The organism is Streptomyces sp. NPDC031132, from assembly GCF_055570595.1.
This window is the reverse complement of sequence record NZ_JBVIGX010000001.1, coordinates 507,245-518,758: the sequence shown is the minus strand read 5'-3', so window position 1 is coordinate 518,758 and position 11,514 is coordinate 507,245. Positions and strand designations below refer to the sequence as shown.

Annotated in this window: 11 protein-coding genes, 5 tRNA genes and 1 pseudogene; 2 read left to right on the top strand and 15 right to left on the bottom strand. The window is 69.5% G+C overall.

The window, feature by feature from the left end; genetic code table 11:
- Positions 1–30 precede the first annotated feature (30 nt).
- Together ACZ49B_RS02350 and ACZ49B_RS02345 are read right to left on the bottom strand one after the other, a co-directional pair.
- Entirely contained in the window at positions 31–1,041 is a 1,011-nt protein-coding gene (locus ACZ49B_RS02350; protein ID WP_468299613.1) for an NAD(P)H-dependent glycerol-3-phosphate dehydrogenase, read from the bottom strand.
- Positions 1,038–1,790, bottom strand: a complete 753-nt coding sequence (locus ACZ49B_RS02345) for a lysophospholipid acyltransferase family protein (protein ID WP_468299611.1) — start codon at positions 1,788–1,790, stop codon at positions 1,038–1,040. The genes ACZ49B_RS02350 and ACZ49B_RS02345 overlap by 4 nt, the downstream gene beginning before the upstream one ends.
- 184 nt (positions 1,791–1,974) lie before the next feature.
- On the opposite strand from ACZ49B_RS02345, the pseudogene cofC reads away from it, so the two are divergent.
- Positions 1,975–2,634: pseudogene (gene cofC / locus ACZ49B_RS02340) on the top strand (2-phospho-L-lactate guanylyltransferase); the annotation flags it as partial.
- 300 nt (positions 2,635–2,934) lie between these two features.
- Here the strand turns inward: cofC and ACZ49B_RS02335 are convergent.
- The 4 genes from ACZ49B_RS02335 to leuC all read right to left on the bottom strand — a co-directional run bounded on the left by ACZ49B_RS02335 (position 2,935) and on the right by leuC (position 6,142).
- Positions 2,935–3,609, bottom strand: a complete 675-nt coding sequence (locus ACZ49B_RS02335) for an HU family DNA-binding protein (RefSeq protein WP_468299609.1) — start codon at positions 3,607–3,609, stop codon at positions 2,935–2,937.
- 144 nt (positions 3,610–3,753) lie between these two features.
- Entirely contained in the window at positions 3,754–3,981 is a 228-nt protein-coding gene (locus tag ACZ49B_RS02330) for an SCO5555 family protein (RefSeq protein WP_030298523.1), read from the bottom strand.
- 137 nt (positions 3,982–4,118) lie between these two features.
- Positions 4,119–4,712, bottom strand: coding sequence for a 3-isopropylmalate dehydratase small subunit (leuD, locus tag ACZ49B_RS02325; protein WP_468299606.1), 594 nt, complete (start codon positions 4,710–4,712; stop codon positions 4,119–4,121).
- A 5-nt stretch (positions 4,713–4,717) separates the two neighbouring features.
- Entirely contained in the window at positions 4,718–6,142 is a 1,425-nt protein-coding gene (leuC, locus tag ACZ49B_RS02320) for a 3-isopropylmalate dehydratase large subunit (protein WP_468299604.1), read from the bottom strand.
- Positions 6,143–6,261: 119 nt separating this feature from the next.
- Here leuC and ndgR point away from each other — a divergent pair, with 119 nt between their 5' ends.
- Entirely contained in the window at positions 6,262–6,978 is a 717-nt protein-coding gene (gene ndgR, locus ACZ49B_RS02315) for an IclR family transcriptional regulator NdgR (protein ID WP_030304142.1), read from the top strand.
- Positions 6,979–7,155: 177 nt separating this feature from the next.
- Here ndgR and ACZ49B_RS02310 read toward each other — a convergent pair.
- The 9 genes from ACZ49B_RS02310 to ACZ49B_RS02270 form a co-directional block, all read right to left on the bottom strand.
- A tRNA-Glu gene (locus ACZ49B_RS02310) sits at positions 7,156–7,228 on the bottom strand.
- Between the two features lie 15 nt (positions 7,229–7,243).
- Positions 7,244–7,315 (bottom strand) — tRNA-Gln (locus ACZ49B_RS02305).
- Positions 7,316–7,336: 21 nt separating this feature from the next.
- Positions 7,337–7,409, bottom strand: a tRNA-Glu gene (locus ACZ49B_RS02300).
- 64 nt (positions 7,410–7,473) lie between these two features.
- Positions 7,474–7,546, bottom strand: a tRNA-Glu gene (locus ACZ49B_RS02295).
- A gap of 27 nt (positions 7,547–7,573) precedes the next feature.
- Positions 7,574–7,645 (bottom strand) — tRNA-Gln (locus ACZ49B_RS02290).
- Between the two features lie 86 nt (positions 7,646–7,731).
- Positions 7,732–8,460 (bottom strand): HAD family hydrolase, encoded by a 729-nt coding sequence (locus ACZ49B_RS02285; RefSeq protein WP_468299602.1) that lies wholly within the window; start codon positions 8,458–8,460, stop codon positions 7,732–7,734.
- Between the two features lie 109 nt (positions 8,461–8,569).
- Entirely contained in the window at positions 8,570–10,045 is a 1,476-nt protein-coding gene (gene gltX / locus ACZ49B_RS02280; protein ID WP_468299600.1) for a glutamate--tRNA ligase, read from the bottom strand.
- Positions 10,038–10,826 (bottom strand): fumarylacetoacetate hydrolase family protein, encoded by a 789-nt coding sequence (locus tag ACZ49B_RS02275; protein ID WP_383515357.1) that lies wholly within the window; start codon positions 10,824–10,826, stop codon positions 10,038–10,040. The genes gltX and ACZ49B_RS02275 overlap by 8 nt, the downstream gene beginning before the upstream one ends.
- 98 nt (positions 10,827–10,924) lie before the next feature.
- Positions 10,925–11,107, bottom strand: a complete 183-nt coding sequence (locus ACZ49B_RS02270) for a hypothetical protein (protein WP_383515507.1) — start codon at positions 11,105–11,107, stop codon at positions 10,925–10,927.
- Positions 11,108–11,514 lie beyond the last annotated feature (407 nt).

Genomic DNA, 11,514 nt, shown 5'->3' with positions numbered 1-11,514 from the left:
ACGATACCCGCTCACACGTCCGGAATGGAGTCAGCGCCGTTCCGGTTTGGCGCTGCGTCCCATCAGTTCCTTGAGCGCGACCAGCGGGGGCTTGCCGTGGTGGACGATGTCGACGACCGTGTCGGTGATCGGCATGTCCACTCCGTGGCGCCGTGCCAGATCTGCCACGGACTGGCAGGACTTGACCCCTTCGGCGGTCTGCTTGGTGACCGCGATGGTCTCCTCGAGGGTCATTCCGCGGCCGAGGTTGGTGCCGAAGGTGTGGTTGCGGGAGAGCGGCGAGGAGCAGGTGGCGACGAGGTCGCCGAGGCCCGCGAGGCCGGAGAAGGTGAGCGGGTCGGCGCCCATCGCCAGGCCCAGCCGGGTCGCTTCGGCGAGGCCGCGGGTGATGAGCGAGCCCTTGGTGTTGTCGCCCAGGCCCATGCCGTCCGCGATGCCGACGGCGAGGCCGATGACGTTCTTGACGGCGCCGCCCAGCTCGCAGCCGATGACGTCGGTGCTCGTGTACGGGCGGAAGTACGGGGTGTGGCAAGCCGCCTGGAGGCGCTGCGCGACGGCTTCGTCGGAGCAGGCGACGACGGCGGCGGCCGGCTGCCGGGCGGCGATCTCACGGGCCAGGTTGGGGCCGGTGACGACGGCGACGCGCTCGGCGGGGACCTTGGCCACCTCCTCGATGACCTCGCTCATCCGCTTGGCGGTGCCGAGTTCGATGCCCTTCATCAGGGAGACGAGCACGGCGTCGGCGGGCAGCAGCGGGGCCCATTCGGCGAGGTTGCCGCGCAGGGTCTGGGAGGGGATGGCGAGGACCGCGAAATCGGCGCCGGCCGCGGCCTCGGCCGGGTCGGTGGTGGCGCGCATGTTGGCGGGGAGTTCGACGTCCGGGAAGTAGTCCGGGTTGGTCCGGCCGGTGTTGACGGCGTCGACGACCTCGCGGCGGCGGCCCCAGAGGGTCACCTCGCAGCCTGCGTCGGCGAGCACCATGCCGAAGGCCGTGCCCCAGGAGCCGGTTCCGAAGACGGCTGCCTTCACGGGACGTGTCACTTCAGGTCCTCCCCCGCGGCCTTGCGCCGCTGATCCGCCCTGGCCCTGCGATGGTCGTACGGCTGCTCGGGCGCCTTCTCGCCGCGCAGCTCCTCCAGCAGCCCCGTGATGGCCTCCATGATCGTCTCCGTGGCGGCCTTGAGCACGTCCGAGGTGGGCTCCCGGTCGTAGAACTCGGAGAGGTCCACGGGAGGTCCGGCGAGCACCTGGAGGGTCTTGCGCGGGAACAGCCGCACCTTGTCCTCCTTGGCGTAGGGCGGCATCGCGAGGTTCGCGCCCCACTGGGCCACCGGAATGACCGGCGCCTTGGTCATCAGCGCGACCCGGGCCGCGCCGGTCTTGCCGGCCATCGGCCACATGTCCGGATCGCGGGTGAGGGTGCCTTCCGGATAAAAGGCCACGCATTCGCCGCGCTCGATGGCGTCCACGGCGGCCCGGAATGCGTCCAGGGCGTTGGTGGTCTCGCGGTAGACCGGGATCTGGCCGGAGCCGCGCAGGATCGCCCCGACAAAGGGGACCTTGAAGAGGGCCGCCTTGGCGAGCAATCGGGGCACCCGGCCGGTGTTGTACTGGAAGTGCGCGTAGGAGAGCGGGTCCAGATACGAGTTGTGATTGACGGCCGTGATAAACCCGCCGTCGGCCGGAATGTGATCCATTCCCCGCCAGTCCCGCTTGAAGAGCACCACCAGCGGCGGTTTTGCGATGACCGCCGCCAGGCGGTACCAGAAGCCGATTCTGCGGCGGGACACTCGGACACCTTCCTCTAGGACCGGTGCGTGGCTTGGGCACCTCGTCGGCCGGACAAGTGTGGCCTCAGGTCCGGTCTCTGTCGAGAACACCGTACGCCCCGCCCGGAGCACCGGACCGCCGGGTCGACCGGGCAGAGGTGACAATGGGCCGACGCATGACCCGGCCATGACCCGGCCTTGGTCGATCCGTGCAAGGACGCGCACCGGAGGGAAGGGGCCCGCCACGAACGCGGTCTGGAGTCTGGTGGTCCCGCTGAAGCCTCTGGCGGTGGCCAAGAGCCGTCTCGCGGCGGCCGTGGGCGCGTCCCGTCCCGGGCTCGCGCTGGCGTTCGCGCAGGACACCGTGGCAGGGGCGCTGGCCTGCGCGGCAGTAACGGATGTGGTGGTCGTCACGGACGACGCACGGGCCGGTGCGGAACTGGCCCGGCTCGGGGCGCGGATCGTGCCGGACACCCCGGCCGCCGGGCTCAACGCGGCGCTGGCCCACGGGGCGCGGGAGATACGCGCCGGGCGGCCCGGGGCGGCGGTGGCCGCGATGAACGCGGATCTGCCCGCGCTACGGCCGCCGGAATTGCTACGCGTGCTCGAAGTCGCATCCGCATTTCCCCGGGCATTTCTGGCGGATGCGGCGGGAATCGGTACGACCCTGCTTTCCGCTGCGCCGGACGTGGAATTGGCACCCTCGTTCGGAGGCCCGTCGCGGGCCCGGCATTCGGCGTCGGGAGCTGCGGAAATAGCGCTCGCGGATGTCGAGAGCGTGCGCCGGGACGTGGACACGGCCGCGGATCTGCGGACGGCCCTCGCCCTCGGTGTGGGCCGTCACACGGCCCGATACAGTGCCGGTATGCAGGCGACCGCGTACACGTACGACTCCCAGACCCGCAGCGGCAGTGTGCTGCTGGACGACGGCACCCCGGTGCCCTTCGAGGCCCCGGCGTTCGACGCGGGCGGCCTGCGGCTGCTGCGCCCCGGGCAGCGGGTCCGGATCGAGACGGACGGCGAGGGGCCGGCGCTGCGGATCACCCTGATCACCCTGCAGACCTTCTGAGCCTCGGCCGTGCCGGCCTTCTGACCTGCACGGACAGCACCGCGGGCCGGCTTCCCCAGGGAGGGGAAACCGGCCCGGCGTGTGTGACTCGTGGCCTTACTTCTTGCGGGCCGTGGTCTTCTTCGCGGTGGTCTTGCGCGCCGTCGTCTTCTTGGCGGGCGCCGTGGTCTTCGCAGTGGCCTTCTTGGCCGCCGGAGCCGTCTTCTTGGCGGTGGCGGTGGTCTTCTTCGCCGTCGGCGCGGCCTTCTTGGCCGTGGCGGTGGTCTTCTTCGCCGTCGCGGTGGTCTTCTTCGCCGCGGCGGTCTTGGCGACCACCTTCTTGGCGGTGGCGACCTTCTTGGCGGTGGTCTTCTTGGCGACCGCGGTCTTCGCCGCCGCCTTCTTGGCGGTGGTGGCCTTCTTGGCCGCGGCCTTCTTGACCGTCGCGGAAGCTCCGCCGGAGAGGCTGCCCTTGGGCGCCTTCTTCACCGACACCTCGCCGCCCTTGGGCAGCTTCTTGGTGCCCGCGACCAGGTCCTTGAAGCCCTGGCCCGCACGGAAGCGGGGAACAGAGGTCTTCTTGACCCGGACGCGCTCACCCGTCTGCGGGTTACGTGCGTAGCGGGCCGGGCGGTCGACCTTCTCGAACGAGCCGAAGCCCGTGACCGAGACCCGGTCGCCCGCGACCACAGCGCGGACCATCGCGTCCAGTACCGCGTCGACAGCGTCCGCGGCCTGCTGGCGGCCGCCCAGCTTGTCGGCAATCGCTTCTACGAGCTGCGCCTTGTTCACGTCTTCCCCTTCGGAGACTTCGCCAGAACGAATGTGTTCAAGCTTATTTCGCACGTTAGGCGGATATATACCGCAAATCAAACACGAAACGGGCTAATCACCCTAGTGCCGCAACGGTGTAGGTCGTTACGGAGTTCCTTCGCATCAGTCGCCTTCAGGGAATCGACCCTCGTCGAGGTCCTTCATCAACCTGTCCAGGCGCCTTGCCGCATCGGCGAGATCGTGCTTCGCCGCGGCCGTGACGACCAACAGCTTCCGGGACAGCGCCATCCTTACCGCCTCCGGGACTTGCAGTGTGCGCACCTTTGCGTGTGCTTCTTTCAGCCGGTCCGCGACGAGTTCGTAGAGCTCAAGTTGACTGTCGCGTTCCATGCACAGATTGTGCCATCTGGGGCGAGTTGTCGCCTCACGGGGCCTCAACACACGGCTGTGCCCCCCGCCGGAAGGCGGGGGGCACAGTGTTGTCGATGTGATCACCCAAGGGTGAATAAGCGCTGATCAGGCAGGAATCAGGCCTGAATCGTGCGCGGCTTGAAGCTCGGCCGGGCGCTTTCGTACGTGGCGATGTCCGCTTCGTTCTGAAGGGTGAGCGAGATGTCGTCCAGACCCTCCAGCAGACGCCAGCGGGCGTTGTCGTCGAGTTCGAACTCCGCCTCGATTCCCGCCGCGCGGACCTGGCGGGCGACCAGGTCGACCGTGACCTCGGCGGTCGGGTCGGCCTCGGTCAGCGCCCACAGCCGGTCGACGGTCTCCTGCGGCAGGACCACCGTCAGCAGACCGTTCTTCAGCGAGTTGCCGCGGAAGATGTCGGCGAAGCGGGAGGAGATGACCGTCTTGAACCCGAAGTTCTGCAGGGCCCAGACGGCGTGCTCGCGCGAGGAACCGGTGCCGAAGTCGGGGCCGGCGACCAGCACGGTCGCGCCCTGGCGCTCCGGGCGGTTCGTGACGAACTCCGGGTCCTTGCGCCAGGCCTCGAAGAGCCCGTCCTCGAACCCGTCGCGGGTGATCTTCTTCAGCCAGTGGGCCGGGATGATCTGGTCGGTGTCGACGTTGCTGCGGCGCAGCGGGACGGCCCGGCCGGTGTGGGTGGTGAAGGCTTCCATGGTTCTCAGACTCCGGCGGTCGCGTTGGCGTCGGACAGGTCGGCGGGCGAGGCCAGATGGCCCAGCACCGCGGTGGCGGCGGCCACCTGCGGGGAGACCAGGTGGGTCCGCCCGCCCTTGCCCTGCCGGCCCTCGAAGTTGCGGTTGGAGGTGGACGCGGAGCGCTCACCGGGGGCCAGTTGGTCGGGGTTCATGCCCAGACACATCGAACAGCCCGCGTGCCGCCATTCGGCGCCGGCCTCCTTGAAGACCTTGTCCAGGCCCTCCTCCACGGCCTGCAGGGCGACCCGGACGGAGCCCGGGACGACCAGCATCCGTACGCCGTCGGCGACTTTGCGGCCCCCGATGATGCCGGCGACGGCGCGCAGGTCCTCGATGCGGCCGTTGGTGCACGAACCTACGAAGACGGTGTCGACCTTGATGTCGCGCAGCGGCTGCCCGGCGGTCAACCCCATGTACTCCAGGGCCTTTTCGGCGGCGTGGCGCTCCGAAGCGTCCTCGTACGAAGCCGGGTCGGGGACGTTCGCCGACAGGGGCGCGCCCTGGCCCGGGTTGGTGCCCCAGGTGACGAACGGGGACAGCGTGGCGCCGTCGATGACGACCTCGGCGTCGAAGACGGCGTCGTCGTCGGTGCGCAGGGTCTTCCAGTACGCGACCGCCGCGTCCCAGTCCGCACCTTCGGGGGCGTGGTCGCGGCCCTCGAGGTAGTCGAAGGTGGTCCGGTCGGGGGCGATCATGCCCGCGCGGGCGCCGGCCTCGATCGACATGTTGCAGATGGTCATGCGCGCTTCCATCGAGAGCTTCTCGATGGCCTCGCCGCGGTATTCCAGGATGTAGCCCTGGCCGCCGCCGGTGCCGATCTTGGCGATGATCGCCAGGATCAGGTCCTTGGCGGTGACGCCCTCGGCCAGCTCGCCGGTGACGGTGATGGCCATCGTCTTGGGTCGGGCCAGCGGCAGCGTCTGGGTGGCCAGCACGTGCTCGACCTGGCTGGTGCCGATGCCGAAGGCCAGCGCACCGAAGGCGCCGTGCGTGGAGGTGTGGGAGTCGCCGCAGACCACGGTGGTGCCCGGCTGGGTCAGGCCCAGCTGCGGTCCCACGACGTGGACGACGCCCTGCTCCACGTCGCCCAGGGAGTGCAGGCGTACGCCGAACTCCGCGCAGTTGCTGCGCAGCGTCTCCAGCTGGGCCCGGGAGACCGGGTCCGCGATCGGCTTGTCGATGTCGATGGTGGGGGTGTTGTGGTCCTCGGTGGCGATGGTGAGGTCGAGCCGACGGACCTTGCGGCCGGCCTGACGCAGGCCCTCGAAGGCCTGGGGGCTGGTCACCTCGTGCAGCAGGTGCAGATCGATGAAGAGGAGGTCGGGCTCGCCCTCGGCGCGCCGGACGACATGGTCGTCCCAGACCTTCTCCGCGAGTGTCCTACCCATCGCTTTCCCTCCGGCTCACCGTCCCGGATCCAGTGGTTCGTGGACCCGTACATACAGACTCGCTGTTTCTTGGAAAAATTGAACTTGCGTTTCACAGTGTGAGACGCGAATATCGTTTCATGGACAACTCTAGCGGCGTCGGCGTTCTCGACAAGGCAGCTCTGGTACTGAGCGCACTGGAGTCCGGTCCGGCCACCCTCGCCGGGCTGGTCGCGGCGACAGGGCTCGCACGACCCACGGCACATCGCCTGGCCGTGGCACTGGAACACCACCGGATGGTGGCGAGGGACATGCAGGGCCGGTTCATCCTCGGACCGCGGCTGGCTGAGCTCGCCGCGGCGGCCGGCGAGGACCGCCTGCTGGCCACGGCGGGACCGGTACTCACCCACCTCCGTGACGTGACGGGCGAGAGCGCGCAGCTCTACCGGCGTCAGGGCGACATGCGCATCTGTGTCGCGGCCGCGGAGCGGCTGTCGGGCCTCCGGGACACCGTCCCGGTGGGCTCCACGCTCCCGATGAAGGCCGGCTCGGCCGCGCAGATCCTGATGGCCTGGGAGGAGCCCGAGCGGCTCCACCGCGGGCTGCAGGGCGCGCGCTTCACGGCGACGGCCCTGTCGGGCGTACGACGCCGCGGCTGGGCGCAGTCGATCGGCGAGCGGGAGCCCGGCGTGGCGTCGGTCTCGGCGCCGGTGCGCGGGCCGTCGAACCGCGTGGTGGCCGCCGTGTCGGTCTCCGGGCCGATCGAGCGCCTGACCCGCCACCCGGGCCGGATGCACGCCCAGGCCGTCATCGACGCGGCCGCCCGCCTGACGGAGGCCCTGCGCCGCTCCGGCTGACCCTTCCCGGCCGCAGGCCTCTCCCCCATCCCCCGGGCCCGGGGGCGCGTACGACGCCGCACACGTCCGAACACGCGCCTCCGGGCCCGTACTTGTCCGGAGGCCCGGCACGGGGCCGGGCGTTCGGGAACAGCGAAGAGGCCCTCCGCGACGAACGCGGAGGGCCTCTTCAGTGCGTACCCCCGACCGGATTCGAACCGGCGCTACCGCCTTGAGAGGGCGGCGTGCTAGGCCGCTACACAACGGGGGCTTGCTCTGTACTGCGCTGGGCTACCAGGACTCGAACCTAGAACAAAGGAACCAGAAACCTTCGTGTTGCCAATTACACCATAGCCCAATGTGGTCTATACCAGACCAGTACCCCCGACCGGATTCGAACCGGCGCTACCGCCTTGAGAGGGCGGCGTGCTAGGCCGCTACACAACGGGGGCCCTAGCGATCCTGCATCAAGACGTCCGGGAGCTACCCAAATGAAGATCTTGCGGGAAGGATCTGTACCCCCGACCGGATTCGAACCGGCGCTACCGCCTTGAGAGGGCGGCGTGCTAGGCCGCTACACAACGGGGGCTAAGCACTGCGTTACTACTGCACTGCGCTGGGGTACCAGGACTCGAACCTAGAATAAGGGAACCAGAAACCCTCGTGTTGCCAATTACACTATACCCCACCGAAAGTCAACCCCCTGGGGGGATTTTCTTTCGAGTGGCGCCTCCGTCCGGCCTTTCGGCCCGCTCCGGCGGCGCAGAAAGAACATTACCGGATGCCTGACCGTGCTCCAAAACGGGTATCGGAGGCCAGCAGCTCCGGGAGCCGGGCGAGCCCGGCAATCCGGTGCACGCCGTCGGGGCCCGGCCCGCGCCCGCCGTCGCGGTCGAGCCAGATCGCGGTCAGCCCGGCGTCGCGGGCGCCGCGCGCGTCGATCTCCGGCTGGTCCCCCACGTACGCCACGTCGCCCGGCGGCAGCCCGAGCGCGGCGCAGGCCGCCAGGAAGGCCGCCGCCTCGGGCTTGCTGACGCCCAGTTCCGCGGCGCACACGAGCACCTCGAAGCGCTCGCGCAGCCCGAGGTGGCGCAGCTTGGGGTCCTGGTTGACCGCGGAGGAGTTGGAGAGCACCCCGTGCCGGTAGCCGGCCGCGAGGGCGTCCAGTACGGGCACCACGTCGGGGAACAGCGTCCAGGCGGCCTTGTAGTGCTCGACGTACCGGTCGAACCAGCCGTCGGCCTCGGCGGCGCTCATCCCGGGCTCCCCGAGGAAGTCCCGCACCCGGTCCCGGCGCTGCTCCGGGAAGCTCACCTCCCCGGCGGCGAAGCGGTCCCAGTGGCGGGTGGTGATCTCCCGCCACAGGGCGAGCGCCTGCGCGGGGGACCCGTACCGCTGCGCGATGCCCTCCTCGCCGAGCCGGCGCGCGAGGCCGGCGCTGTCCGCCCCGGTGTAGTCGAACAGGGTGTCGTCGATGTCCCAGAGCACGGCGCGGATCGGCATACCTCCGACGCTACGACATCGCCGGGCGCCGCCCCCGGGGTTTGCCGAAACACCTCAGGGGCGGCGGCCGGGGATTCCGGCTGCCGCCCCTGAGGGAGTACGGGCTCGCTTACGCGGTGAGCTTGGCCAGGGCCGCGTCGATGCGGGACAGCGAGCGCTCCTTGCCCAGGATCTGCAGGGACTCGAAGAGCGGCAGGCCGACCGTGCGGCCGGTGACGGCCACGCGGACCGGGGCCTGGGCCTTGCCGAGCTTGAGCCCGTGGGCCTCGCCGGCGGTCAGGACGGCCTGCTTGAGGGACTCGGGGTCGCTCCAGTCGGCCACGTCCAGGTGGGCGCGGGCGGTGGTCAGGAGGGCCGCGGGCTCGCCCTTCATCGCCTTGTCCCAGGACGCCTGGTCCTCGACCGGCTCCTTGCGGAACAGGAAGTCGACGTTGGCGGTGATGTCCGACAGGACGGTCACGCGGGTCTGGGCGTACGGCGCGATGGCCGCCCAGGCCTCGGCGTCGAAGTCCTCCGCCTCCCAGTTGGCGTGCGGGGCCTGCAGCCACGGGGCGCAGGCGTCCGCGAAGGCCTTCGGGTCCAGCAGGCGGATGTGGTCGGCGTTGATGGCCTCGGCCTTCTTGAGGTCGAAGCGCGCCGGGTTGGCGTTGACGTCCGGGATGTCGAACTTCGCCACCATCTCCTCGATCGAGAAGATGTCCTGGTCCTTGGAGAAGGACCAGCCGAGGAGCGAGAGGTAGTTCAGCAGGCCCTCGGGGAGGAAGCCGCGCTCGCGGTACAGGTTGAGCGAGCTCTCCGGGTCGCGCTTGGAGAGCTTCTTGTTGCCCTCGCCCATGACGTACGGCAGGTGGCCGAACTGCGGGACGCCCGTGGCGACGCCGAGCTCCATCAGCGCCTTGTAGAGCGCGATCTGGCGCGGGGTGGAGGACAGCAGGTCCTCGCCGCGGAGCACGTGGGTGATCTGCATCAGCGCGTCGTCGACCGGGTTGACGAGCGTGTACAGCGGCGCGCCGTTGGCCCGCAGGATGCCGAAGTCGGAGACGTTCTCCGGGGTGACGGAGATCTCGCCGCGGACCAGGTCCGTGAAGGTGATCGTCTCGTCGGGCATCCGGAAGCGGACGATCGAGGGGCGGTGCTCGCCCTGGAAGGCCTCCAGCTGCACCTGGGTCAGCTCGCGGCAGTGGCCGTCGTAGCCGGAGGGCTTGCCGGCGGCGCGTGCGGCGGCACGGCGCGCGTCCAGCTCCTCGGTGGTGCAGTAGCAGTCGTACGCGTAGCCGCCGTCGCGCAGGCGCTGGGCGATGTCCGCGTAGATGTCCATGCGCTCGGACTGGCGGTACGGGGCGTGCGGGCCGCCCACCTCGGGGCCCTCGTCCCAGGTGAAGCCGAGCCAGCGCAGCGAGTCGAGCAGCTGGCCGTACGACTCCTCGGAGTCGCGGGCCGCGTCGGTGTCCTCGATGCGGAAGACGAACGTACCGCCGTGGTGGCGGGCGAACGCCCAGTTGAAGAGGGCGGTCCGGACCAGACCCACGTGGGGGTTGCCGGTCGGGGAGGGACAGAAACGTACGCGGACGTTCGCGTTAGCCACGCTTGATCACCTTGTTGGTGAGAGTGCCGATGCCTTCGATGGTGACGGCGACCTCGTCGCCGACGTTGAGGGGGCCGACTCCGGCCGGGGTCCCCGTGAGGATGACGTCGCCGGGGAGCAGCGTCATGGCCTCGGTGATGTGGACGATCAGGTCCTCGATGGAGCGGACCATGTCGCTGGTGCGGCCGAGCTGGCGCTGTTCGCCGTTCACGGTGCACTGGATGGTCAGATCGCTCGGGTCGAGCTCGGTCTCGATCCACGGGCCGAGGGGGCAGGAGCTGTCGAAGCCCTTGGCCCGGGCCCACTGCTTCTCGCGCTGCTGGACGTCGCGCGCGGTGACGTCGTTGGCGCAGGTGTAGCCGAGGATCACGTCCTTGACGCGCTCCTTCGGGACCTCGCGGCACATGCGGCCGATGACCACGGCGAGCTCCGCCTCGTGGTGGAGGTCCTGGGAGAAGGAGGGGTACGTGATCGGGTCGCCCGGACCGACCACCGAGGTGGACGGCTTGAAGAAGGTGATCGGGACGTCAGGGACCTGGTTTCCGAGCTCCGCCGCGTGCTCCGCGTAGTTGCGGCCGATGGCCACGACCTTGTTCGGGAGCACGGGCGGCAGCAGCCGGACCTTGCTCAGCGGGACCTTCGTGCCCGAGAGCTCGAAGTCCGCGAACGGAATGCCCTTGATGATGTCGAGGACGAGCTCACCCTCGGCGCCGGGGGCAGTGCTGCCCTCGACCGCGCCGAACGCGACATTGCCGTCGATGGAGAACCTGGCGATGCGCACGTGTTGCGTCTGCCCCTCTGTATTTCCGCTGGCTGGAGTCTGCGTCCCCAGGCTAACGCGGCGGGCAGCGGCGCTTCGCGCTCCTTTTGCCGAGTGGCTTACTGCGCGGCGGCGACCGGCGCGTCCATCAGGATCGTGCGGCGCGGGTTCGCGGTCTGGGTGGGGAGCTCGACGGCGTGCTCCGGAGCCTCGGCCGCCTGCAGCTCCTCGGCGTCCTTGAGGTGCGCGAGGGTGGTGCGGCGGGGGTTGGCTATGTTGCGGAACATCATCGTCGTCTTCACGGTGTCTCGGGCCCTCGGCTCGGTTGTGGGGTGGGGGTTGTCGGATCCGTCAACCCTGTAAAGGGCAAGGCTAAACATCCGATTCCCCGGCTCAACCGGGAAGTAATGGCCACGGCTGTGTGAGTTTGCTCACCCGTGACCAGGCAATACGGGCATAACGGGCGGTCGATGTAGGGTGGCGAAACGGACATTGCGCCACTGAATCAGCCATTCCGCTCCTGATCATCTCGACTGGGACACCTTGCCAGCCACCGTGTTTGGATGGCGTAAGTCCGTTTCCTCCCTAAACGCGCACCACATCGCGTAGTGCCTCCATCACGGGAAGTCACCAACCTCCCGGGCCGACACGCGCACCTTGTTGGAGATCCGCCACTGTGCTGGAATTCGCGGGACCGCCGCGGGAACAG